At 59.1% G+C, this 25797-nt stretch carries 19 protein-coding genes; 9 read left to right on the top strand and 10 right to left on the bottom strand.

Annotated elements, in window-relative coordinates:
* Window positions 1-67: 67 nt before the first annotated feature.
* From H7698_RS11265 to H7698_RS11220, 10 genes are all read right to left on the bottom strand, one after another.
* Entirely contained in the window at window positions 68-1048 is a 981-nt protein-coding gene (locus tag H7698_RS11265) for a peptide ABC transporter ATP-binding protein (protein WP_162440064.1), read from the bottom strand.
* Window positions 1048-2016: an ABC transporter ATP-binding protein gene (locus H7698_RS11260; protein ID WP_162440065.1), complete on the bottom strand. Its 969-nt coding sequence runs from the start codon at window positions 2014-2016 to the stop codon at window positions 1048-1050. The genes H7698_RS11265 and H7698_RS11260 overlap by 1 nt, the downstream gene beginning before the upstream one ends.
* A gap of 10 nt (window positions 2017-2026) precedes the next feature.
* Window positions 2027-2950: an ABC transporter permease subunit gene (locus tag H7698_RS11255; protein ID WP_162440066.1), complete on the bottom strand. Its 924-nt coding sequence runs from the start codon at window positions 2948-2950 to the stop codon at window positions 2027-2029.
* A gap of 10 nt (window positions 2951-2960) precedes the next feature.
* A complete protein-coding gene (locus H7698_RS11250) occupies window positions 2961-3971 on the bottom strand; it encodes an ABC transporter permease subunit (RefSeq protein ID WP_017336505.1) in 1011 nt (336 codons plus the stop codon).
* Between the two features lie 74 nt (window positions 3972-4045).
* A complete protein-coding gene (locus tag H7698_RS11245; RefSeq protein WP_194691421.1) occupies window positions 4046-5641 on the bottom strand; it encodes an ABC transporter substrate-binding protein in 1596 nt (531 codons plus the stop codon).
* 78 nt (window positions 5642-5719) lie between these two features.
* The gene (locus H7698_RS11240; protein ID WP_194691420.1) at window positions 5720-7135 is read right to left on the bottom strand and encodes an OprD family porin; all 1416 of its coding nucleotides are present in this window, start codon (window positions 7133-7135) and stop codon (window positions 5720-5722) included.
* Between the two features lie 172 nt (window positions 7136-7307).
* On the bottom strand, window positions 7308-8909 hold the full coding sequence (locus H7698_RS11235) for an ABC transporter substrate-binding protein (RefSeq protein WP_194691419.1): 1602 nt from the start codon (window positions 8907-8909) through the stop codon (window positions 7308-7310).
* 309 nt (window positions 8910-9218) lie between these two features.
* Entirely contained in the window at window positions 9219-10844 is a 1626-nt protein-coding gene (locus H7698_RS11230) for an ABC transporter substrate-binding protein (protein ID WP_194691418.1), read from the bottom strand.
* Window positions 10845-11103: 259 nt separating this feature from the next.
* Window positions 11104-12705 carry an ABC transporter substrate-binding protein gene (locus tag H7698_RS11225; RefSeq protein WP_194691480.1) on the bottom strand — a complete coding sequence of 534 codons (1602 nt, stop codon included), beginning with the start codon at window positions 12703-12705 and terminating at the stop codon, window positions 11104-11106.
* A 158-nt stretch (window positions 12706-12863) separates the two neighbouring features.
* Window positions 12864-13580: an SIMPL domain-containing protein gene (locus H7698_RS11220; protein WP_194691417.1), complete on the bottom strand. Its 717-nt coding sequence runs from the start codon at window positions 13578-13580 to the stop codon at window positions 12864-12866.
* A gap of 356 nt (window positions 13581-13936) precedes the next feature.
* Between H7698_RS11220 and H7698_RS11215 the strand changes: the two genes are divergently transcribed.
* The 9 genes from H7698_RS11215 to H7698_RS11175 all read left to right on the top strand — a co-directional run bounded on the left by H7698_RS11215 (window position 13937) and on the right by H7698_RS11175 (window position 25718).
* A complete protein-coding gene (locus H7698_RS11215) occupies window positions 13937-15199 on the top strand; it encodes an ATP-binding protein (RefSeq protein WP_162440072.1) in 1263 nt (420 codons plus the stop codon).
* On the top strand, window positions 15192-15758 hold the full coding sequence (locus H7698_RS11210; protein ID WP_045061485.1) for a response regulator transcription factor: 567 nt from the start codon (window positions 15192-15194) through the stop codon (window positions 15756-15758). The genes H7698_RS11215 and H7698_RS11210 overlap by 8 nt, the downstream gene beginning before the upstream one ends.
* 96 nt (window positions 15759-15854) lie before the next feature.
* Entirely contained in the window at window positions 15855-17582 is a 1728-nt protein-coding gene (locus H7698_RS11205; RefSeq protein WP_194691416.1) for an ABC transporter ATP-binding protein/permease, read from the top strand.
* Between the two features lie 247 nt (window positions 17583-17829).
* Complete coding sequence (locus H7698_RS11200) at window positions 17830-18579, top strand: FadR/GntR family transcriptional regulator (protein ID WP_194691415.1); 750 nt, start codon at window positions 17830-17832, stop codon at window positions 18577-18579.
* Window positions 18580-18967: 388 nt separating this feature from the next.
* On the top strand, window positions 18968-19879 hold the full coding sequence (kdgD, locus tag H7698_RS11195) for a 5-dehydro-4-deoxyglucarate dehydratase (RefSeq protein ID WP_194691414.1): 912 nt from the start codon (window positions 18968-18970) through the stop codon (window positions 19877-19879).
* A 59-nt stretch (window positions 19880-19938) separates the two neighbouring features.
* Complete coding sequence (locus H7698_RS11190; RefSeq protein WP_194691413.1) at window positions 19939-21384, top strand: aldehyde dehydrogenase family protein; 1446 nt, start codon at window positions 19939-19941, stop codon at window positions 21382-21384.
* A gap of 163 nt (window positions 21385-21547) precedes the next feature.
* A complete protein-coding gene (locus H7698_RS11185) occupies window positions 21548-22915 on the top strand; it encodes an MFS transporter (protein WP_162440077.1) in 1368 nt (455 codons plus the stop codon).
* A gap of 11 nt (window positions 22916-22926) precedes the next feature.
* The gene (garD, locus tag H7698_RS11180; protein WP_194691412.1) at window positions 22927-24480 is read left to right on the top strand and encodes a galactarate dehydratase; all 1554 of its coding nucleotides are present in this window, start codon (window positions 22927-22929) and stop codon (window positions 24478-24480) included.
* Between the two features lie 296 nt (window positions 24481-24776).
* Complete coding sequence (locus H7698_RS11175; RefSeq protein WP_162440079.1) at window positions 24777-25718, top strand: AEC family transporter; 942 nt, start codon at window positions 24777-24779, stop codon at window positions 25716-25718.
* The last annotated feature ends 79 nt before the right edge of the window (window positions 25719-25797 follow it).

Genomic DNA, 25797 nt, shown 5'->3' with positions numbered 1-25797 from the left:
TGCGCAGCCGGGGTGGAAGGGGCTTGGTCAACGCTGAAACTGTGGGAGCAATGTTGCTCCCACTTTTTTACGCCGCGCCGTCCAGAAACTGCTCGGCGTAATGGCAAGCCACCTGCCGGCTGTCGAGCAGGCGCAGGGCCGGTTCTTCAGTGCTGCAGCGCTCGGTGGCGTACGGGCAGCGCTTGTGGAAGGCGCAGCCGGAAGGCGGGTTCAGCGGGTTAGGGAGTTCGCCGACAATCTTGATCTTCGGCTTGTTCGGGTCCGGGTGAATGGTCGGGGTGGCCGACAGCAACGCCTGGGTATACGGGTGCAGAGGACGGGCATAGATGTCGTTCTTCGGGCCCATTTCCACCGGGCGACCGAGGTACATCACCATCACGTCATCGGCGACGTGTTGCACGACCGCCAGGTTGTGGGAGATGAACACGTAGGCGGTGTTGAACTCTTGCTGCAGGTCCATGAACAGGTTCAGTACCTGAGCCTGAATCGACACGTCCAGTGCGGAAGTCGGTTCGTCCGCCACCAGCACTTTCGGCTGTAGCATCATGGCGCGCGCGAGGGCGATCCGTTGGCGCTGGCCGCCGGAGAACATGTGCGGGTAACGCTGATAATGCTCAGGGCGCAAACCCACTTGCTTCATCATCGCCTGCACTTTCTCGCGACGTTCAGCCGCCGACAGATTGGTGTTGATCAGCAGCGGTTCGCCGAGTTGATCACCGACTTTCTGCCGGGGGTTCAACGACGCGTACGGGCTTTGGAACACCATCTGCACGTCTTTGCGCAGTTGCTTGCGCTGAGCCTTGTCAGCACCGGTGACTTCTTGCCCGGCGATTTTCAAGGAGCCGGAAGATGGCTCCTCGATCAGCGTCAACGCACGGGCCAGGGTGGACTTGCCGCAACCCGATTCACCCACGACAGCGAGGGTCTTTCCGGCTTCCAGTTCGAACGACACACCGTTGAGGGCGCGTACGGTCGCATGGCCCTTGAACAGGCCACGGGACACTTCGTAGTGACGGGTCAGGTCGCGGGCGGTAAGTACGACGGCCATTACGCCACCTCCTGGTTCAGCGGGTAGAAGCAGCGGGCGAGGCTGTTGCTTTTCGGGTCAAGGGCCGGACGCTGGGTGCGGCAATTCTCTTGCACATACGGGCAGCGCGGCGACAACAGGCAACCTTGCGGGCGGTCGTAACGACCAGGAACGATGCCCGGCAATGTCGACAGGCGTGACGCACCGAGGCTGTGTTCCGGAATCGCCTTGAGCAGTGCTTCGCTGTACGGGTGTGCCGGGATATCGAACAGTTGCGGCACCTGACCGACTTCCACCGCCTGACCGGCGTACATCACGCACACACGCTGAGCGGTTTCGGCCACGACGGCGAGGTCGTGGGTGATCAGCACCAGGCCCATGTTCTGCTCTTTCTGCAACGCCAGCAGCAAGTCCATGATCTGTGCCTGAATCGTGACGTCCAGTGCGGTGGTGGGTTCATCGGCAATCAGCAGTTTCGGTTCGCCGGCAATCGCCATGGCGATCGCGACACGCTGGCTCATACCGCCGGAGAGTTGATGCGGGTAGGCGTCCATACGGCTCGCAGCACCCGGGATTTCAACTTTTTCCAGCAGTTCGATGGCACGTTTGCGCGCTTGCTTGCCCGACATTTTCAGGTGCAGGCGCAGCACTTCTTCGATCTGGAAGCCGACGGTGTAGCTCGGGTTCAGCGCGGTCATCGGGTCCTGGAAAACCATCGCCAGGTCTTTGCCGACGATTTGCCGACGCTGACGGTTGCTGAGCTTGAGCATGTTCTTGCCATCGAAATTCAGGGCGTCGGCGGTGACGATCCCTGGATGTTCGATCAGGCCCATCAGCGCCATCATGGTCACGGACTTGCCGGACCCCGATTCGCCAACGATGGCCAGGACTTCACCCTTGTCCACAGAAATGTCGAGACCGTCGACCACCGGAACAGCGTTCTTGTCGCCAAAGCGAACGTTGAGATTCTTGATTTCTAGCAATGACATTTGAATCTCCTCAGGCGGCGTTCTTGAGTTTCGGGTCCAGCGCATCGCGCAAGCCGTCACCCATCAAGTTGATTGCCAGCACGCTGAGCAAAATGGTCAAGCCAGGCAGACTCACGACCCACCAGGCGCGTTCGATGTAGTCACGAGCCGAAGCCAGCATGGTGCCCCACTCAGGGGTTGGCGGTTGTACGCCAAGGCCGAGGAAGCCCAGTGCAGCGGCATCGAGAATCGCCGAGGAGAAGCTCAAGGTCGCCTGAACGATCAGTGGCGCCATGCAGTTAGGCAGCACGGTCACGAACATCAGTCGTGGCAGACCGGCACCGGCCAGGCGCGCGGCGGTCACGTAGTCGCGGTTCAGTTCGCCCATTACCGCAGCGCGGGTCAGACGAACATAGGACGGCAACGAAACCACGGCGATCGCAATAATGGTGTTGATCAGGCCAGGGCCGAGGATGGCGACAATCGCCACTGCCAGGAGCAGGGACGGCAGGGCCAGCATGATGTCCATCAGACGCATGATGGTCGGGCCAAGCAAGCGCGGGAAGAACCCGGCGAACAGACCCAGGAGGATGCCCGGAATCAGCGACATCACTACCGATGACAAGCCGATCAGCAGCGACAGGCGCGAACCATGGATCAGCCGCGACAGCAGGTCGCGACCCAGTTCATCGGTGCCGAGCAGGAACTGCAACTGCCCACCTTCCAGCCACGACGGCGGGGTCAGCAGGAAATCACGGTATTGCTCGCTCGGGTTATGCGGCGCAACCCACGGCGCGAAAAGCGCGCAGAAGACCACGAGCAGCATGAACAACAAGCCGGCAACAGCGCCTTTGTTCTTGGAGAACGCTTGCCAGAATTCTTTGTACGGAGACGGGTACAGCAGGCTTTGATCGACTGCTACCGCTTGATTTGCAGTTGAAGCTGGAGTGGTCATGGTCATGATCTCAGCGCTGGTGACGGATGCGTGGGTTGGCAAAGCCGTAGAGGATGTCCACTACGAAGTTGACCAGAATCACCAGGCAGGCGATTAACAGGATGCCGTTCTGCACCACGGGATAATCCCGTGCGCCAATGGCTTCGATGAGCCATTTGCCGATGCCGGGCCACGAGAAAATGGTTTCGGTCAGGACCGCACCGGCCAGCAGTGTGCCGACTTGCAGGCCGACCACGGTCAGTACCGGAATCAGCGCATTACGCAAACCATGGACGAATACCACGCGCGAAGGCGACAGGCCTTTGGCGCGGGCGGTGCGGATGTAGTCTTCACGCAGCACTTCGAGCATCGAAGAGCGGGTCATCCGCGCGATCACAGCCAGCGGGATGGTGCCGAGCACGATGGCCGGCAGGATCAGGTGGTGCAGGGCATCGAAGAATGCGCCCACATCATCGGCCAGCAGGGTGTCGATGAGCATGAAACCGGTGCGGGGCTCGATGTCATAGAGCAGGTCGATCCGCCCGGACACCGGGGTCCAGCCCAGGGACACCGAGAAGAACATGATCAGGATCAGGCCCCACCAGAAGATCGGCATCGAATATCCCGCCAGGGAGATGCCCATCACCCCATGGTCGAACAGGGATCCTCGCTTGAGTGCCGCAATCACCCCGGCCAGGAGGCCCAGGATGCCGGCGAACAACAGGGCGGCCATGGACAGTTCCAGGGTCGCAGGGAATAGAGAAGTGAATTCACTCCAGACGCTTTCACGGGTACGCAGGGATTCGCCGAGATCGCCGTGGGCCAGTTTGCCAATGTAATCCAGGTATTGGGCATACAGGGGTTTGTTGAGACCTAGGCGTTCCATTGCCTGAGCATGCATTTCGGGGTCGACTCTGCGTTCGCCCATCATTACTTCCACGGGGTCGCCTGGAATCATGCGAATCAACGCGAAAGTCAGCAAGGTGATGCCGAAGAACGTGGGGATCAGTAACCCCAATCGGCGGGCAATAAAACTAAACATCTTGTGGTGTACCTCATCAGCCGGTTAGGCGTGCCCGGTATCCCTGGGGTCAGGGACACCGGGAGTTTTCTTATCTACTTCACCTGGGTGGTGGCGAAGTTATTAGTGGTGAGAGGGCTGATGTGATAGCCCTCTACGTTCTTGCGCATTGCAGTAAACATACGGGTGTGTGCCAAGGCGATCCAAGGCTGGTCCTGGTTGAAAATCTCCTGTGCCTGCTCATAGAGCGCTGCGCGTTCGTCCGGGTTCACTTTAGCCCGGGCTTCGTCGAGCAGCGCCTGAAACTTCTCGTTACACCAGCGCGCGTAGTTTTCGCCGTTTTTGGCCGCCTCGCAACTGAGCATAGGCGTCAGGAAGTTATCCGGGTCACCGTTATCACCCGCCCATCCGGCTGCCACCATGTCGTGTTCGCCATTTTTGGCGCGCTTGAGCATCTCGCCCCATTCCATGACGCGGATGTCGAGCTTGATCCCGACCTTGGCCAGATCCGCCTGCATCATCTGCGCGGCGAGCATCGGGTTAGGGTTGGTCGCACCCCCGCCATTACGCGTGAACAGGGTAAATACAGTGCCCTCTGGCACGCCGGCTTCCTTGAGCAGGGCGCGGGCCTTGTCCAGGTCGCGAGGCGGGTTGGTCAATTTGTGGTTGTAGCCCAGCAGGGTGTCAGGGTACGGGTTGACCGCCACGGTGGCATTGCCTTTGCCAAACAGCGCGTTGACCGCTGCGGCTTTGTCGAAGGCGATGTCGATGGCTTTGCGTACGCGTACATCACTCATGTACTTGTGCGAGGTGTTCATGGCGATGTACGAAACGGTCATCGCGTTCATTTCATCAACCTTCAGGTTGGTGTCTTTCTTGATGCTCGGGATGTCATCCGGTTTTGGATACAGCGCGATCTGGCACTCGTTGGCCTTGAGCTTTTGCAGGCGCACGTTGTTGTCGGTGCCGATAGCCAGGATCAGCGCGTCTGCCGGAGGCTTGCCACGGAAGTAGTCCGGGTTGGCCTTGAAACGGACCTGGGCGTCCTTGTTGTAACGCTGAAAAACAAACGGGCCAGTACCGACCGGTTTGTTGTTCAGGTCGCCCATCTTGTCGGCCTTGACCAACTGGTCGGCGTACTCGGCGGAGTAGATCGACGCGAAGGCCATGGCGACGTCGGCCAGGAACGGTGCTTCGCGGCGGGTCAGGGTGAACTTGACGGTGTTGTCGTCAACCTTCTCGACGCTTTTGAGCAGCTCTTTGAAGCCCATGCTTTCAAAGTAGGGGAAGCCCACGGTCGACTGTTTATGCCAGGGGTGATTCGGGTCCAGCTGGCGCTGAAAACTCCAAAGCACGTCATCGGCATTCATGTCGCGGGTCGGCTTGAAATAGTCGGTGGTGTGGAACTTGACGCCTTTGCGCAGGTGGAACGTGTAGGTCAGCCCGTCTTCGCTGATGTCCCAGGACTCGGCCAGCGCCGGAATCACTTCAGTGGTACCCGGCTTGAAATCGGCCAGGCGATTGAAGATGGTTTCAGCTGCGGCGTCGGCGGTGACTGCAGTCGTGTACAGGGCCGTGTCGAAGCCTTCCGGGCTGTTCTCGGTACAAACCACCAAGGGCTTGGCCGAGACGCCGACAGCGACACTCAGCAACGCGGCAGCGATGGCCGCACGTAGGGGAAGCATTTTCATCAAGAACCCTCTGCAATCAGGTGAAAGGCAAACGCCGAACGGTCGATTCATCGCTGAATCAGCCGTTCGGCAGGCGCATTACAGAATGTTGAACGGGATGGTGGTCACGAGACGGAACTCGTTGATGCTGCCATCAGCCTGGTTTTCGCTGGCACGGTGAGCGGTGTAGGTCGCACGAATCGCGGTGGCCTTGAGCGGGCCGCTCTGCACGGCGTACGCGGCGCCGATGCCGTATTCGTAGTGAGTTTCGCCGTCCATAGCCTGCACGCCATCGTAGCCGCCACCTTTGTAGTGGGTACCGTCGATGCCCCAGCCGCGAGCCTGGTAGATGTTGAACTTCAGGCCTGGCACACCGTATTCGGCCATGTTCAGACCGTAGGCGATCTGGAAGGATTTCTCGTTCGGGCCGTTGAAGTCCGACAGCAGGGAGTTGGCCAGGTAGATGCCGTTGGTTTCGTGCAGGTAATCGAAGTACTCGTTACCGTTCACTTCCTGATACGAGAAGGTCAGGCTGTGGGCCATGTGGGTCAGGCCGAGCGACAGGGAGTAGGTGTCGTTGTCGATTTCGCCCAGCAGCTTTTTGCCTTCGTCGACGGTCTTGTAGTAGTTCAGGCCGGTGGTCAGGCTCAGTACCGAGCTGTCACCCAGCACGTGGCTGGCGCCGAAGTAGTACTGGTTCCACAGGTCTTCAGCTTGGGTGCCCCAAAGGCTGGTGGTCAGGCTGGCGAACGGCGTGTAGGTGATACCGGCGGTGTTCACGTGATCGGCTTCGGCGTCGATCGAGCCGTATTCGGAGCGGAACTTGCTCAGGCTTTCTTCGGTACGCGGTGAGTTGCGATCGAAGGTGGCCAGGTCGAAGGACAGGTTGTTCAGTTCTTCGCTGTGGATCGCGATACCTTCGAAGCTCGAAGGCAGGGCACGGTTGCCGATAACGTCGACTTGCGGGCTGCTGAAGTTCATGCGGCCGGCGGTCAGGGTGGTGTTGGAGATACGCGCCTTGACGTTGGCCAGGCCCAGTTTGCTCCACTGACCTTGAGCGTCGCCGCCTTCTTTGGTCAGGGTACGGTTGTTGCCCGCGCCTGGACGGGTGCCCGGTGCGCCGCCGTTGTTGGAAGCCAGGTTCTCGCGGTCGCGCTCCAGCGCAATGGCGTTGTAGGCAGCGACTTCAGTGCTGAAGCCAACGGTGCCTTCAGTGAAACCGGAGTTGTACTTGATGATGGTGCCTTGAACCCAGTTGATACGGCGATCAGTCGGGGTCGAAACGCCGTCTTTCTTGTAAGCGAACTTGCCGCCGCGTTTCAGTTGCTCGTTGGCGTACCAGTTACGGGTCGTGCCGCTGATCGACTGGCCTTCAACAAAGCCAGTGGCTTCGGCTTGGGCGCTTTTGGTGTTGACCGATACCGGGGTGAATTCCTGGCTTTGGGTCTCTGCGTACGCCGTGGCGGTGATGCTGCTGATGGCCAGGGCCAATAACGCGGTGCTGCTCAGTTTCATGGGTGAAGCTCCTTTCTTTCTTTTTTTTATGCCGGTCTTTTTTTGTGATCCGGCTTTTTGGTTTTGAACTCATTTGACGCATGCAAACGTTTGCAACAAGCCTGATAGGCGAATTAAGGCAATACGCTTGCGTGGGGGCGGAACCCGCCCCCAGCGTTTTTCGGCTAATCGGTTATTTTTCTATGCTGACACCCGAGAACACGTTACGACCGAAAGGACTGACCTTGAACCCTTCGATTTTGGCGCTCAACGGCTGGTTGACCGTCGAGTGGGCGACTGGCGTGATCGGCACTTGCTGCTTGAGCAACTGCTGCGCCTGTTTGTAAAGCACGGTGCGCTGGTCGCGATCGGTGACGATCTTGGCCTGCTTGATCAGCTTGTCGTAAGCCGGATCACACCACATGGAGTAGTTGTTGCCGCCAATGGCGTCGCAGCTGTAAAGCGTGCCGAGCCAGTTGTCCGGGTCCCCGTTGTCACCGGTCCAACCGATCAGGCTGATGTCGTGCTCGCCGTTTTTGGTGCGTTTGATGTACTCGCCCCATTCGTAGCTGACGATCTTCACCTTGAGGCCGATCTTCGCCCAGTCAGCCTGAAGCATTTCGGCCATCAACTTGGCGTTGGGGTTGTAGGGACGCTGGACCGGCATCGCCCAGAGGGTGATCTCGGTGCCTTCCTTCACGCCGGCAGCCTTGAGCAATTCCTTGGCTTTTTCCGGGTTGTAGGCGGCGTCCTTAATGGTTTCGTCGTAGGACCATTGGGTCGGCGGCATGGCATTGACTGCAAGCTGGCCGGCGCCTTGATAAACGGCGTTGAGAATCCCCTGCTTGTTCACCGCCATGTCCAGCGCCTGGCGCACTTCGAGCTGGTCGAATGGCTTGTGGCGTACGTTATAGGCGATATAGCCAAGGTTGAAACCGGGCTTTTCGATGAGCTTGAGTTTCGGATCGTTCTTCAGGGCCGGGACGTCGGCAGGGCGCGGATGCAGGGTGATCTGGCACTCGTTGGCCTTGAGTTTCTGCACGCGTACCGAAGCGTCGGTATTGATCGCGAAAATCAGGTTGTCGAGTTTGACCCGGCTCGGGTCCCAGTACTGCTTGTTGCCGGTGTACCGGATGTTCGAGTCTTTCTGATAACTCTTGAACACGAACGGCCCGGTGCCAATCGGCTTCTGGTTGATGTCGCTCGGCTTGCCACCGGCCAGCAGCTTGTCGGCGTACTCGGCGGAGAGGATGGCGGCGAAGCTCATGGCGATGTTCTGGATGAACGCGGCGTCGACACTGTTGAGCGTCATGACCACGGTCAGCGGCCCGGTCTTTTCGACCTTGGCGATGTTCTTGTTGAGGCTCATCCCGTTGAAGTACGGGAACTCGGTTGGATAGGCCTTACGGAAAGGCTGTTGCGGATCCAGCATGCGATTGAACGTGAAGAGCACGTCATCGGCGTTGAAGTCGCGGGTAGGGGTGAAGTACTTGGTCGTATGAAATTTCACCCCTTCGCGCAGGTGAAAAGTGTAGGTGAGGCCGTCCTCGGAAATATCCCAGCTGGTCGCCAGGCCCGGCACGACATTGGTCGCACCTTTTTCGAACTCTGCCAAGCGGTTGTACAGCGGCTCGGCGGCGTCGTTATCGGTCGCGGTCGTGTACTGCGCGGTGTCGAAGCCAGCGGGGCTGCCTTCGGAACAGAACACCAGGCTGTCAGTGGCGGCCTGGCTGATGGACGTGGCGGCCAAGAGGCCGGTGCCCAGCAATGCGGATAAAACCAAGGTATGGCGCATGACGCTCCCTCTTGTTCTCGTAGTGTTTTTCAATGAGCCCGCCGTCCCGTCCGGGGAGGAGGAGGTCTCTTTGAATCCAGACCGTGCATGCAGCAATAACCGAGAGCCCACGCATGGACTGGTCGGATCCCCCGACGGTATGAGCCGTGGGGGCCGGCAGTAAATGCGCAGAGTCCTAAAAACTCGTAGGAAAAGTCGACGCGTCGCACCTCGCTGCTGTAGTCCTCAGCGGAAGTCGACGTAGGGCGTTTCCTGCTTTCTCGGTAGATAAAGCAACGGCGACGTCAAAGACGTCGCCGTTGCCAGATCTTATTTGCTGACGCTGACGCCGTAGAAGGAGTTCAAGCCAAACGGGCTGATCTTGAAGTCCTGCACGTTGTTGCGCATGGGTTGGAACACCGTCGAGTGAGCGATAGGTGTCATCGGAACGGCGTCTTTGAGGACGTGTTGCGCCTGCTTGTACAGTTCGGTGCGCTTGGCCTGGTCGGTTGTGCGCTTGGCTTCCTTGACGATGCCGTCAAATTTCTTGTCGCACCATTTCGAGAAGTTGTTGCCTTCCAGCGAGTCGCAGCCGAACAGCACATTGAGCCAGTTGTCCGGGTCACCATTGTCACCGCTCCAGCCGATGATCATCGCCTGGTTCTCGCCGCCCTTGGAGCGCTTGATGTACTCGCCCCATTCGTAGCTGACGATTTTGACTTTGAGACCGATCTTGGCCCAGTCGGACTGCAGCATTTCAGCCATCAGCTTGGCGTTCGGGTTGTACGGGCGTTGCACTGGCATCGCCCACAGAACGATTTCGGTGCCTTCCTTGACGCCAGCTTCCTTGAGCAGCTCTTTGGCTTTCTCAGGGTCGTACTTGGCATCCTTGATGGTGGTGTCGTAGGACCACTGGGTCGGCGGCATGGCGTTAACGGCCAGCTGGCCAGCGCCCTGGTAAACCGAGTCGATGATCTGCTGTTTATTGACGGCCATGTCCAGTGCCTGACGCACTTTCAGCTGGGCCAGCGGGTTCGCCTCGTTGCTGCCCTTGACCTTGTCCATCACGTTATAGGCGATGTAGCCCAGGTTGAAACCAGCCTGGTCAGGCACTTTCAGGGCTTTGTCTTCTTTCAGCGCCTTCAGGTCCGCCGGACGCGGGAACAGAGTGATCTGGCACTCGTTCTTCTTCAGCTTCTGGATGCGTACCGACGGGTCGGTGGTGATGGCGAAGATCAGGTTGTCGATCTTGACGTCGTCAGGCTTCCAGTAGTCCTTGTTCCCGGTGTAGCGGATGTTGGAGTCTTTCTGGTAGCTCTTGAACACGAACGGACCAGTGCCGACCGGCTTCTGGTTGATGTCGGCGGCCTTGCCGTCCTTGAGCAACTGGGCAGCGTACTCGGCGGACTGCACGGACGCGAAGCTCATCGCCATGTTCTGAATGAACGCGGCGTCTACGTCTTTAAGGGTGAACTTGACGGTGTGGTCGTCGACTTTATCGATCTTGGTGATGTTGGTGTCCATCCCCATGTCGGTGAAGTACGGGAATTCGGTCGGGTACGCCTTACGGAACGGGTCGTCCTTGTTAATCATGCGATTAAACGTGAACAACACGTCGTCAGCGTTGAACTCACGAGTCGGCTTGAAGTACGGAGTGGTGTGGAACTTGACGCCTTCACGCAGGTGGAAGGTGTAAGTCAGGCCATCGTCGGCAATGTCCCAACTGGTCGCCAGGCCAGGAATCACGGCGGTGCCGCCGCGCTCGAACTGGGTCAGGCGGTTGAACATGGTTTCTGCAGAGGCGTCGAAGTCGGTTCCGGTGGTGTACTGACCAGGATCAAAACCGGCCGGGCTCCCTTCGGAGCAAAACACCAGGTTAGTCGCCGCAGAGGCGAAAGGAGCGCTAGCCAACAGGCTGGCGCCGACTAAAAACGGAATGACCGCGTGTTTAAGCATGGTGGCCTCATGATTTGTTGTCATTTTTGGAATTAGAGGACGACCTCGTGAGTCGTGCCTGCGGATACTTATGCAGGGGCCATACCCATTGCAAGATGCTGGGTGGCTACAAGCCTTAAACAGTGGCACGAACGTACCTTAATGTCGCATATGTATAAATTCACGCGCATTTGACCGTTTGCGCCGGTTTTTTTCGGTGCAGATCGCGCACCTGACGGGTGCAACCATGAGAGCGGATGCACCCGGTTGGCGCGGGGTGTTACTTATTTATACCCACTCCGTAGAAGGGCGTCAGTCCAAAAGGACTGATCCTGAAGTCGGTCACTTCCTTGCGCAGTGGCTGGAAAACGGTCGAGTTGGCGATCGGCGTGATAGGTACTTGTTGTTTAAGGATTTGCTGTGCCTGTTGGTACAGTTTGATCCGTTGCTGCTTGTCGGTGGAGACCTTGGCCTGCTGCACGAGTTTGTCGTAGGCCGGGTCGCACCATTTAGCATAGTTACTGCCTTTCACCGCCGCACAGCTGTAAAGCACGCCGAGCCAGTTATCCGGATCACCGTTGTCGCCGGTCCAGCCGTAGATCATCGCGTCATGTTCGCCATTTTTGGCGCGCTTGATGTATTCGCCCCACTCATAGCTGACGATGTTGGCTTTTATCCCGACTTTTTCCCAATCCTGCTGGATCATCTGCGCCGACATCCGCGCGTTGGGGTTCGATGCGCGCTGCACGGTCATGGCCCACAAATTAATAGTGGTACCGGGTGCAACCCCTGCTTCTTTGAGTAGCGCTTTGGCCTTGGCCGGATCGTGGGGTGCATCCTTGATGCCAGGGTCATACGACCATTGCGCCGGTGGCAGGGCGTTCTGCGCGAGTTGTCCTGCGCTTTGGTAAACCGCTTTGATGATCGCCGGTTTGTCGATGGCCATGTCCAGAGCCTGGCGTACCTTGAGTTGATCCAGCGGCGGATGCGTCACGTTGTAGGCCAGGAACCCGAGGTTGAATCCCGCTTGCTTGAGCACCCGCAGATTCGGATCTTTTTCCATGACGTCGATATCGGCCGGGCGTGGGTAGCCGCTGACCTGACACTCACCGGCCTTGAGCTTCTGCAAGCGCACGGCCGCGTCCGGGGTGATCGAGAAGACCAGGTTGTCGAGTTTCACGTCTTCGGGCTTCCAGTACGACCGGTTGGCGGTGTAGCGGATTTGCGAGTCTTTCTGATAGCGCTTGAATACAAAAGGGCCCGTGCCGATGGGCTTCTGGTTGAGATCGGCGGCCTTGTTTTCTTTGAGTAATTGCGCAGCATATTCGGCCGATTGCACCGAGGCGAAACTCATGGCCAGGTTTTGCACGAAAGCGGCATCGACATTGTTCAGGCTGAATCGCACGGTGTGATCGTCGATTTTATCGACGCTTTTTATCGTCGTGTTCAGGCCCATGTCGGTGAAGTAGGGCGATTCGGCGGGGTAGGCTTTGCGGAACGCGTTTTGGGGGTCGAGCAGGCGCTGGAAGGTGAACAACACATCGTCGGCGTTGAAGTCGCGGGTGGGGGTGAAGTAATCCGTGGTGTGAAATTTCACACCGTCGCGCAGGTGGAAGGTGTAGGTGAGGCCGTCCGTGGATACGTCCCAGCTTGTGGCAAGGCCGGGTTCGATTTCCGTGCCGCCGCGCTTGAATTGGGTGAGGCGGTTGAAGACGGTTTCAGCCGAGGCGTCGAAGTCGGTGCCGCTGGTGTATTGACTGGGATCGAATCCGGCGGGGCTCGCTTCGGAGCAGTAGACCAGTGTTGTGGCTGCCTGGGCGAACGGGGTGGTGGAGGCTAAGGCGAGAGCGAGTAACAGCGGTTTGACGGTGGTTCTTTCCATGGAGTCCCCGAGGATGTGGGCAGCGATGTCTTCCTCAGGGTAGCGTTGTTGGCGGGATTCGAGGAAATACCTGTTTTTGAGGACGACCCTCAATAACGGCATACATCGATCTCCCTGTAGGAGCAGCCTCCGGCAGCTCCTACGGGGGGCGACGCGGGTTAAGGCATCAACACTTCAATAGACCCATCCGCCGTCATGCTGACCTGGCTGGTGCCGGCCTCGACTTCCGGGGTCACTGGGGCGGCATCCATGCTGGCTGCTTTCATCATCATCGGGCCGCGCATGTACGGTTGTGGATAACCGTTGCTGTTGAGGTTCAGGTTAACGATTTTATAGCCCTTGCCACCCAGGGCATCCGTGGCCAGTTGCGCACGGGCTTTGAAAGCGGTCACGGCTTCTTTAAGCAATGTGTCTTCGCTGGCCTTGCGGGTTGGCGTAGCGATGGCGAAGTCCATGCCACCCATTTTCAGGTCGGTCAGCAGTTCGCCCGTCAGTTTCGACAGGGCGGCGAAATCCGAACTTTCCAGGCGCAGTTCGGCACGTTCGCGCCAGCCGGTGATTTTCTGGCCCTTGGTGTCGTAGATCGGGTAGCTGTTGCGGCTGCCCTGGCGCAGCGTGATGTCTTTGACTTGTTTGGCCTGGGCCAGCGCCTTGTTCATGGTGGTGCTGACGTCAGCGGCGAGCTTGGCCGGATCGGTGTTCTGATCTTCGGTATAGAGGGTCACGATCATCAGGTCGCGTGCCACTTCCTGACTGACTTCTGCGCGCAGGGAAATCTGGTTGTAATGGAGCTCATCGGCGGCCAGGGCCGGAAGGCTGGCGACGGTGCCAACGGTCAGGGCGAGAAGGGCGGCGCTGCGGCGAAAAGTGTGCATGAAAACTCCTTGGACGGTGCGCAGGGGTTAAGGTCCGAGCCTGCGTGAAACCATCAGACTCTAGCTTTATTGATCCGGTTCGCACAGTTACAACTTCAATACAGATCGACGCGATCCCCTGTAGCAGCTGCCGAAGGCTGCGTTCGACTGCGAAGCAGTCGCTAAACCGGTCCATCAGGAAAACCGCGCATACCGGATATGCGTCTGCTTCTCAGCCGAACGCAGCCTTCGGCAGCTGCTACAAGGGTTGTGCAGTGCCCAACAAGCATGTGGCCGTTTGCCGCACTTTTGCCTGTCAGGCCCTACGCTTGGTTATACTCCCGGCGATCCGCCTGGAGCGCTCATCAGGAGAGCTCATGCTCGCCCCCGTCCAAATTACTTCCGCGACTCGCCAGAACCTCTGGCGTCTGACGTTCATCCGCACTTTGGTGCTGGCTGCCCAGGCCGGCTCCGTTGGTTTGGCTTACTGGCTCGACTTGCTGCCGCTGCCCTGGTTTCAACTGGCCGCCACCCTCGGCTGCTCGATGCTGCTGTGTGCATTCACGGCCATTCGCCTGCGCACTTCGTGGCCGGTGACCGAGCTCGAATATGCCGTGCAACTGGCCTGCGACCTGTTTATCCACAGTGCGCTGCTGTATTTCTCCGGTGGCTCGACCAACCCGTTCGTCTCGTATTACCTCGTTCCGCTGACCATCGCCGCCGTGACCTTGCCATGGCGCTATTCGGTGATTCTGTCGGGTATAGCGTTGACGATGTACACCCTGTTGCTGGCGCGTTTCTATCCGCTGCAAACCTTCCCCATCGCCCGGGAAAACCTGCAGGTCTATGGCATGTGGCTGAGCTTCGCCCTGGCGGCGGCGGTGATTACCTTCTTCGCCGCGCGGATGGCCGAAGAGCTGCGTCGTCAGGAAGAGTTGCGCGCGATTCGGCGCGAAGAGGGTTTGCGCGATCAGCAGTTGCTGGCTGTCGCGACCCAGGCCGCCGGCGCCGCCCATGAGCTGGGCACACCGTTGGCGACCATGAGCGTGCTGCTCAAGGAAATGCAGCAGGATCATCCGGACCCGATGCTGCAGGACGACCTGAAGGTGCTGCAGGATCAGGTCAAGGCGTGCAAGGACACCTTGCAGCAGCTTGTTCGGGCGGCGGAAGCCAATCGGCGCCTGGCGGTGGAAATGCAGGACGTCACCGACTGGCTCGACGAAGCCCTGAACCGCTGGCACCTGATGCGCCCTGAAGCCAGCTATCGCTTCCAGCGCCTGGGGCAAGGAGCGGTGCCGCGCATGGCGCCGCCACCCGACCTGACTCAAGCGCTGCTGAATCTGCTGAACAACGCTGCCGATGCTTGCCCAGAAGGGTTGCAAGTCACGCTGGACTGGAATGCCGAAGATCTGACCATCAGCATCCGTGACCACGGTGCCGGTGTGCCGCTGGCTATTGCCGAACAGATCGGCAAACCTTTTTTTACCACCAAGGGCAAAGGTTTCGGCCTGGGCCTGTTTTTGAGCAAGGCCAGCGTGACACGCGCTGGCGGCTCAGTGAAACTCTACAGTCATGAGGAAGGTGGCACGCTCACCGAGCTGCGCCTGCCCCGTGTCGCCCGAGGAGACGAACATGAGTGACGATATCCAAGTCGAAGGTGAAGGCGAAGAACTGCCGCATTTGCTATTGGTTGACGACGACGCAACCTTCACCCGCGTCATGGCCCGTGCCATGGCTCGCCGTGGCTTTCGCGTCAGCACCGCCGGTTCCGCCGAAGAAGGCCTGACCATCGCTCAGGCTGATCTGCCGGATTACGCGGCGCTGGACCTGAAAATGGACGGCGACTCCGGCCTGGTGTTGCTGCCCAAGCTGCTTGAACTGGACCCGGAAATGCGCGTGGTGATCCTCACCGGTTACTCGAGCATCGCCACCGCTGTCGAGGCGATCAAGCGCGGCGCCTGCAACTACCTGTGCAAACCGGCGGACGCCGATGACGTACTGGCCGCATTGCTCTCCGAGCACGCCGACCTCGACACGCTGGTGCCGGAAAACCCGATGTCGGTGGATCGCCTGCAGTGGGAACACATCCAGCGCGTACTGACCGAACACGAAGGCAACATCTCCGCCACTGCCCGCGCCCTGGGCATGCACCGTCGCACGCTGCAGCGCAAATTGCAGAAGCGTCCGGTCCGCCGCTGAACCGGTGCTGAACAATTGTTGTCACACCGCGTTACAACACGAGCTGATCATCTATGATCGGTTCGTGTGTGTTCTTTTCTCCAATGAGCCTTTTCCATGAATCAGAACGCTGAATATTCCGCGGTCAACGATGCCGTGCACGGGCAGTTTTTTCGCAAAGTCTGGGCAATGATCACGCCTTATTGGCACAGTGAAGAGAAGGTCAAAGCGTGGACGCTGCTGATCGCGGTGATTGCGCTGTCGCTAATCAGCGTGGGGATCTCGGTGTGGTTCAACACCTGGTACAAGGATTTTTACAACGCCCTGCAAAAGAAGGATGAAGCCGCGTTCTGGCAGCTGATTCTGTATTTCTGCGCGATTGCGGCAGTGGCGATTGTTGGCGCGGTTTACCGGCTATACCTGACGCAGATGCTGACCATCCGCTGGCGGGCCTGGCTGACCGAAAAGCATTTTGCCCGCTGGCTCGGCAACAAAAATTACTACCACCTGGAGCAGGGCGGTTACACCGATAACCCGGACCAGCGAATTTCCGAAGACCTCAACAACTTCACCTCCAACACCCTGGAACTGGGCATTGGTTTGCTGCGTAACGTCGTCAGTCTGGTGTCGTTTTCGATCATTCTATGGGGCGTGTCGGGCAGTATTGAAGTCTATGGCTTCACCATTCCCGGCTATATGTTCTGGTGTGTGCTGGTCTACGCCGTGATCGGCAGCTGGCTGACGCACTTGATCGGTCGCCGCTTGATCGGCCTGAACAACAAACAACAACGCTTCGAAGCCGACCTTCGCTTCTCCATGGTGCGAGTGCGCGAGAATGCGGAAAGTATCGCGCTCTACAACGGCGAGCCCAACGAGAATCGTCGCCTGAGCCACCGCTTCGGGATGGTCTGGCACAACTTCTGGGACATCATGAAGGTGTCCAAGCGACTGACGTTCTTCACGGCCGGTTACAGCCAGGCGGCGATCATCTTTCCCTTCATGGTGGCCGCGCCGCGTTACTTCGCCGGCAAGATCGAACTCGGTGAGCTGATGCAGATCAGCTCGGCGTTTGGCAACGTGCAAGAGAGTTTCAGCTGGTTTATCAACGCGTATCAGAGCCTCGCCTCCTGGCGCGCGACCTGTGATCGTCTGTTGAGCTTCCGCCAGGCCATGACTGACAACGAGCAGCGCCCACCGGCGATCGATGTGCAGAACTCGGGCTCGGTGTTGAAAGTGCACAACCTTGGCCTCGATCTCGCTGACGGCCGTCATCTGCTGACCAGCGCCGATATGACAGTGGAAGAGGGTGACCGCGTGATGATCAGCGGCCGCTCCGGCAGTGGTAAATCGACGTTGCTGCGAGCGATGGGGCATTTGTGGCCAGCGGGCCATGGCAGCATTCGTCTGCCAACGGCGCGCTATCTGTTCCTGCCGCAAAAACCCTATCTGCCGATTGGCACCCTGCGTGAAGCGCTCAGTTATCCACAGACGGGTGATACCTATCCGGATGAGCGTTACGCACACGTGCTGGAAGTCTGTCGTTTGCCGCATCTGATTTCCCGTCTGGATGAAGCCAACCACTGGCAGCGCATGCTGTCTCCGGGTGAACAGCAACGCCTGGCATTTGCCCGAGCGCTGCTCTACGCGCCGCAGTGGCTCTATATGGACGAAGCGACGTCGGCAATGGACGAAGAGGACGAAGCGTCGATGCATCAGGCGTTGATTGACGAGATACCGGGCCTGAGCATCGTCAGCGTCGGGCATCGCAGCAGCCTGAAGCGCTTCCACCCACGGCATGTGCGTATCGAAAATGGGCACCTCAATGAACAGCCCGTAACGGCGTAAATTCCTCCGCCCTGCCTTTGGGTGGATCTTGTGGCGAGGGGATTTATCCCCGTTCGGCGGCGAAGCCGTCGCAAATCAGCTTCCTCGGTGTATCAGTTACACCGAGGGCAGCGGTTCTGCGACGGCTTCGCCGCCGAACGGGGATAAATCCCCTCACCACAGTTGCTCCCAAAGGGGTTAGGTGATCGTACAACCGCGTTGAGCTATGATGCGGTTTCAGCCGAAATTTTCGAGACCGATGCACACCATGGAAAATCCGATCGACGCACCACGCCTCCCTCGCAAGCGCCGCAGCCTCGCACAGGAACTGGTGACGGTGCTGTCCGAGCAGATCCGCGACGGGCACCTCAAGCGTGGCGACAAATTGCCCACCGAGTCGGCGATCATGGATGCCCATGGCGTCAGCCGCACCGTGGTGCGCGAAGCGATTTCCCGGTTGCAGGCAGCAGGGCAGGTGGAAACCCGCCACGGCATCGGCACCTTCGTGCTGGACACACCGAGCCCGAGCGGTTTCCGCATCGACCCGGCAACCGTGGTGACCTTGCGTGACGTGCTGGCGATTCTGGAACTGCGCATCAGCCTCGAAGTGGAATCCGCCGGCCTCGCTGCACAACGTCGCAGCCCCGAGCAACTGGCAACCATGCGTGCCGCCCTCGATGCGCTCAACGAAAGTGCATCCCACGCCAGTGACGCGGTGGCCTCGGATTTCGCCTTTCACCTCGAGATCGCCCTGTCCACCGGCAACCGCTACTTCACCGACATCATGACGCACCTGGGCACCAGCATCATTCCGCGAACACGCCTCAACTCCGCGCGGTTGGCCCATGACGACCAGCAGCACTACATGAGCCGGTTGAGTCGTGAACACGAAGAGATCTACGACGCAATTTCCCGCCAGGATTCCGATGCGGCGCGGGCGGCGATGCGTCTGCACCTGACCAATAGCCGTGAGCGGCTGCGCCATGCGCATGAAGAGGCTGAGGCGCAGCGCGGATAGGTAATCTGTCCGTGTCATTCATCGTCTGAATTACCGCTATCGCGAGCAGGCTCGCTCCTACAGTAGATCTCGCCACACTGAAGATCCCTGTAGGAGCGAGCCTGTTCGCGATAGGGCCATAAGCCATAAACTAAAACCTGTAGTCATTCCACATCTTCCGACAACGTATCTCTGAAACGATCTTTTATTATGTCGCTCGGAACGGTCCTCTCTGCGCCGAAACCGGCTAAAAATCTAAGTCGTAGCCTTTTTTGTCGAACAATTTTCACCCGGCAGCGATGAAATGCAGTTGACGATTATATTTTAAGTTGTACGATGACCTACAACTCGGCGAAGGCTGAACGGTTTTCCCAACAACTTAGACGTCGCTACTCAGGGTGTTCGAATAATGAATCCACAAGAACTGAAGTCCATCCTCTCCTCCGGCCTGCTGTCTTTCCCGGTAACCGATTTCAATGCCCAGGGCGATTTCCATCGCGCTGGCTACATCAAACGTCTCGAATGGCTGGCCCCATACGGCGCCTCGGCTCTGTTCGCCGCAGGCGGCACCGGTGAGTTCTTCTCTCTGGCGGCCAGCGAGTATTCGGAAATCATCAAGACCGCCGTCGATACCTGCGAAACCAGCGTACCGATTCTGGCCGGTGTTGGGGGGTCGACCCGTCAAGCCATCGAATACGCACAGGAAGCCGAGCGTCTGGGCGCCAAAGGCCTGTTGCTGCTGCCGCACTACCTCACTGAAGCCAGCCAGGACGGCGTTGCCGCCCACGTTGAAGCCGTGTGCAAATCGGTCAAAATTGGCGTCGTGGTCTACAACCGCAACGTGTGCCGCCTGAACGCTCCGCTGCTGGAACGTCTGGCCGAGCGCTGCCCGAACCTGATCGGCTACAAAGATGGCCTGGGTGATATCGAGTTGATGGTGTCGATCCGTCGCCGCCTCGGTGATCGCTTCAGCTACCTGGGCGGTTTGCCGACCGCCGAAGTCTACGCCGCTGCCTACAAGGCGCTGGGTGTGCCGGTCTACTCCTCGGCGGTGTTCAATTTCATCCCGAAAACCGCGATGGATTTCTACCACGCCATCGCCCGCGAAGATCACGCCACCGTTGGCAAGATCATCGACGACTTCTTCCTGCCCTACCTGGACATCCGTAACCGCAAAGCCGGCTACGCGGTGAGCATCGTCAAGGCCGGGGCAAAAATTGTCGGCTACGACGCAGGTCCTGTGCGTGCACCGCTGACCGATCTGCTGCCAGAAGAGTACGAAGCTCTGGCCGCACTGATCGACAAGCAGGGCGCGCAATAACAACCGACTAAGCAAGGCCGCTGAGTAATCAGCGGCCTTTTGCGTGAGGAGATAGAACAGTGGCAGATGCAAAGCGTTTCGATAACTACATCAACGGCGAATGGGTTGCCGGTGGCGATTATTCCGCCAACATCAACCCGTCCGAACTGACCGACACCATTGGCGACTACGCCAAAGCTGACCTGGCTCAAGTCCATGCCGCCATCGATGCCGCCCGTGCAGCGTTTCCGGCCTGGTCCACTTCGGGCATTCAGGCCCGTCACGATTCCCTGGACAAAGTCGGCAGCGAGATCCTCGCCCGTCGTGAAGAGCTCGGCACCTTGCTGGCTCGGGAGGAGGGCAAGACCCTGCCTGAAGCCATCGGTGAAGTAACTCGTGCCGGCAACATTTTCAAATTTTTCGCCGGTGAATGCCTGCGCCTGTCCGGCGACTATTTGCCGTCGGTGCGTCCGGGCGTCAACGTTGAAGTGACTCGCGAAGCCCTGGGCGTGGTCGGTCTGATCACCCCGTGGAACTTCCCGATTGCGATCCCTGCGTGGAAAATCGCCCCGGCCCTGGCTTACGGTAACTGCGTCGTGCTGAAACCGGCGGACCTGGTACCGGGTTGCGCCTGGGCGCTGGCTGAAATCATCTCCCGCGCAGGCTTCCCGGCCGGCGTGTTCAACCTGGTGATGGGCAGCGGTCGTGTGGTCGGTGATGCGCTGGTGCAGAGCCCGAAAGTCGACGGCATCAGCTTCACCGGTTCCGTGGGTGTCGGCCGTCAGATCGCCGTCAGCTGCGTGTCGCGCCAGGCCAAGGTTCAGCTGGAAATGGGTGGCAAGAACCCGCAGGTCATTCTCGACGATGCCGACCTCAAGCAAGCGGTCGAACTGTCGGTACAGAGCGCGTTCTACTCGACCGGCCAGCGTTGCACCGCATCGAGCCGCTTCATTGTCACTGCTGGTATTCACGACCAGTTCGTTGAAGCCATGGCCGAGCGCATGAAATCGATCAAGGTCGGTCACGCGCTGAAAACCGGTACCGACATTGGTCCGGTGGTTTCGCAGGCTCAGCTTGAACAGGATTTGAAGTACATCGACATCGGCCAGTCCGAAGGTGCACGTCTGGTCAGCGGTGGTGGTTTGGTGACTTGCGAAACCGAAGGCTATTACCTCGCGCCCACGCTGTTTGCCGACAGTGAAGCCGCGATGCGTATCAGCCGCGAAGAGATCTTCGGTCCGGTGGCCAACATCGTTCGCGTCGCGGACTACGAGGCTGCACTGGCCATGGCCAACGACACCGAATTCGGTCTGTCGGCGGGCATCGCCACCACGTCGCTGAAGTACGCCAACCACTTCAAGCGCCACTCCCAGGCCGGGATGGTGATGGTCAACCTTCCGACGGCAGGCGTGGATTACCACGTTCCGTTCGGTGGGCGTAAAGGTTCATCCTATGGATCCCGCGAGCAAGGTCGCTACGCACAAGAGTTCTACACGGTCGTGAAGACCAGCTACATCGGCTCGTAAACGCATTACCCCTGTAGGAGCGAGCCTGCTCGCGATGGTCTTGAAGTCGCGGCGGTAAACTTGATGCCCCGCGTCATCGTTGACCTCCATCGCGAGCAGGCTCACTCCTGCAAGAACCAAAGATTCACCCGCGCATAAAAATAATCAGTGGGAGTACATCTACATGCAAGCGACCAAGCCAACCCATGTCCGCTATTTGATTTTGCTCATGCTTTTCCTGGTGACCACGATCAACTACGCCGACCGGGCTACTATCGCCATCGCGGGCTCCAGCCTGCAAAAAGACCTCGGCATCGACGCGGTCACACTCGGTTATATCTTCTCCGCATTCGGTTGGGCCTACGTGGCCGGGCAAATCCCCGGTGGCTGGCTGCTGGACCGTTTCGGCTCGAAAAAAGTGTATGCACTGAGCATTTTCACCTGGTCGCTGTTCACGGTGCTACAGGGCTACGTCGGTGAATTCGGCATGTCCACGGCGATCGTTGCGCTGTTCATGCTGCGCTTCCTGGTGGGCCTGGCCGAAGCGCCGTCCTTCCCCGGTAACGCGCGCATCGTCGCGGCCTGGTTCCCGACCGCTGAACGCGGCACCGCCTCGGCGATCTTCAACTCGGCGCAATATTTCGCCACCGTGCTGTTCGCACCGCTGATGGGCTGGATCGTTTACTCCTTCGGCTGGGAGCACGTGTTTATCGTCATGGGCGTGATCGGCATCATCTTCTCGGGTATCTGGCTGAAGGTTATCCACAGCCCGCGCCAACACCCGATGATCAACGAAGCCGAGTTCAAGCACATCGCCGACAACGGCGGCATGGTCGACATGGACCAGGACAAGGGCAAAGGCAAAAAAGTCGACGGCCCGAAATGGGACTACATCCGTCAGCTGCTGACCAACCGCATGATGCTCGGCGTGTATCTGGGCCAGTACTGCATCAACGGCATCACCTACTTCTTCCTGACCTGGTTCCCGGTGTACCTGGTGCAGGAGCGTGGCATGACCATTCTCAAGGCCGGTTTCATTGCCTCGTTGCCAGCCATCTGCGGCTTCATCGGTGGCGTGCTCGGCGGGGTGATTTCCGACTACCTGCTGCGCAAAGGCCACTCCCTGACCTTCGCCCGCAAGGCGCCAATCATCGCTGGCTTGCTGGTTTCGAGCAGCATCGTGGCCTGCAACTACGTTGACGTCGAATGGATGGTTGTCGGCTTCATGGCGCTGGCGTTCTTCGGTAAAGGCGTGGGTGCGCTGGGCTGGGCCGTGGTGTCTGACACCTCGCCCAAACAGATCGCCGGTCTCAGCGGTGGCTTGTTCAACACCTTCGGCAACATCGCGTCGATCACCACCCCGATAGTCATCGGCTACATCATCAGCTCCACCGGATCGTTCAAATGGGCGCTGGTGTTTGTCGGTTGCAACGCCCTGGTCGCGGTGTTCAGCTACCTGGTGATCGTCGGCCCGATCAAGCGTGTGGTGCTCAAAGAGCCGCCAGTCAGCGGACCTGAAACACACAACAAATTGTCTCAAGCGCATTCCTGAGGAGCGGCGTCATGCAGTTGATTGAACATTCCGACTCGCCGCGCTACATCCGCCTGCACGAGCGGGACAACGTCGTGATCGTGGTCAATGACCAGGGCGTGCCGGCCGGCACGGAATTTCCCGACGGCCTGGTCACCGTGGACTTCGTGCCACAGAGCCATAAGGTCACTCTGGAAGACATTCCCGAGGGCGGCCAGGTGATTCGTTACGGGCAGACCATCGGTTATGCACTGTTGCCGATTCCTCGGGGTAGCTGGGTCAAGGAAGATCAACTGCGCATGCCCACCGCACCGCCGCTGGACAGCCTGCCGCTGTCCACCGAAGTGCCGGCGGCGCAGGCACCGCTGGAAGGCTTCACGTTCGAGGGTTATCGCAACGCGGACGGCACCGTCGGCACGCGCAATATTCTGGGTATTACCACGACTGTTCAGTGTGTCACCGGGGTGCTGGACCATGCGGTCAAGCGCATCAAGGATGAATTGCTGCCGCTTTATCCGAACGTCGATGACGTGGTCGCGCTGACCCACAGTTACGGCTGCGGCGTGGCAATTACGGCCACCGACGCCTACATCCCGATCCGCACCGTGCGCAATCTGGCGCGTAACCCGAACCTGGGCGGCGAAGCCTTGGTGATCAGTCTGGGCTGCGAGAAATTGCAGGCCGGGCAGGTGATGCACGAGAACGACAGCTCCGTGGATCTGAGCGATCCGTGGCTTTACCGCTTGCAGGATTCGAGTCACGGTTTCACCGAGATGATCGAGCAGATCATGGCGCTGGCCGAGACGCGTTTGAAGAAGCTCGATCAGCGTCGCCGGGAAACCGTGCCGGCGTCCGAGCTGATTCTGGGGATGCAGTGCGGCGGTAGCGATGCGTTTTCCGGCATCACTGCCAACCCGGCGCTGGGTTATGCCTCGGACCTGTTGCTGCGTGCGGGTGCGACGGTGATGTTCTCCGAAGTCACCGAAGTGCGCGACGCGATTTACCTGCTGACCTCCCGAGCGGAAAACCGGGAGGTGGCTCAGGAACTGGTGCGGGAAATGGATTGGTACGACCGTTACCTGGCCAAGGGAGAAGCGGATCGCAGCGCCAATACCACGCCGGGGAACAAGAAGGGCGGGTTGTCGAACATTGTCGAGAAGTCATTGGGCTCTATCGTCAAATCCGGCAGCAGCGCGATCAATGGCGTGCTCGGCCCGGGCGAACGCTTCAAGCGCAAAGGCCTGATCTTCTGCGCGACACCCGCCAGCGATTTCGTTTGCGGGACGTTGCAGTTGGCGGCCGGTATGAACCTGCATGTGTTCACCACCGGACGCGGCACGCCGTATGGGTTGGCCATGGCGCCGGTGGTCAAAGTGTCGACCAGGACTGAACTGGCGCAACGCTGGCCGGATTTGATCGACATCGATGCCGGGCGAATTGCAACCGGGCGGGCGTCGATCGAGGACCTTGGCTGGGAGTTGTTCCACTACTACCTGGACGTGGCCAGTGGCAAGAAACAGACATGGGCTGAAAAGCACAAGCTGCATAACGACATCACCCTGTTCAACCCGGCGCCGATCACCTGATACCGCGTTATCGTTCATCGCCAGCAGGCTGGCTCCCACAGTGATCTTCGGTGTTCACACAGTGTGTGCAACAAAGAAGATCCCCCGTGGGAGCTAGCTTGCTGGCGATGGATCTACCAGACGCCGACGATCGTTCCCACGCTCTGCGTGGGAAAGCAGCCCGGGACGCTCCGCGTCCCTTTCAGAGCAGACGGGGAGCGTCCACTGAGGTATTCCCACGCAGAGCATGGGAACGATCAGGGCGAAAGTGGCCTATCATTAGCCCCCTAACGACGCCCACCAAGGTATACCCCGGCATGCTGGCAATCTTCCTCGAAACCCTGAACATCACCGCGCCGGTGTTTGCCATGCTGTTTCTGGGTGTGCTGCTCAAGCGCATCGACTGGATCAACGACAACTTCATTCATACCGCGTCGGCTCTGGTGTTCAACGTCACCATGCCGGCGTTGTTGTTTCTGGGCATCTTGCATGCCGACCTGCACGCCGCTTTGCAGCCGGCGCTGCTGATCTATTTCTCGGTCGCGACCCTGGCGTGTTTCGCCATCGCCTGGGGCTGGGCGATCTTGAAGTGCCCGCGTGAGGATCGCGGGATTTACACTCAGGGCGCGTTTCGCGGAAACAATGGAGTGATTGGGCTGGCGCTGGCAGCGAGCATGTACGGCGATTACGGGATTTCCCTCGGGGCGATCCTCGCAGCGCTGGTAATCCTGTTTTACAACACGCTTTCGACCATTGTGCTGGCGGTGTACAGCCCGGTGATCAAGTCCGACCCTTGGAGCATCTGCAAGAGCGTGATGGTCAATCCGCTGATCATCAGTGTGATTGCGGCGGCCCCCTTTGCGTATTTCAAGATCGGCTTGCCGGGATGGCTGGAAACGTCCGGTCAGTACCTTGCGCAAACCACCTTGCCGCTGGCCCTGATCTGCATCGGCGGCACGCTGTCGCTGGCATCACTGCGTAAAAGCGGAAACATGGCGCTCAGTTCAAGCCTGGTGAAGATGATCGGCCTGCCGGTGCTGGCGACGCTAGGTGCGTGGTTGTGGGGATTTCGCGGGGCGGAGTTGGGGATTCTGTTTCTGTACTTCGGCAGCCCGACCGCTGCAGCCAGTTTTGTCATGGCCCGGGCGGCCAATGGTAATCATGAACTGGCCGCGGCGATTATCGTGATTACTACGCTGATGGCGGCGGTTACTACCAATCTCGGGATCTTCCTGTTGCAGTGGGGTGGGTGGATTTAACCTCGAGAGCAGGGGCGTTCTCCAGGGCCTCATCGCGGGCAAGCCCGCTCCCACAATGGTATTTGGTGTACATGCAATG

The organism is Pseudomonas sp. p50(2008) (assembly GCF_015351605.1).
GTDB lineage: Bacteria > Pseudomonadota > Gammaproteobacteria > Pseudomonadales > Pseudomonadaceae > Aquipseudomonas.
This window is presented reverse-complemented; position numbering and strand designations above follow the sequence as displayed.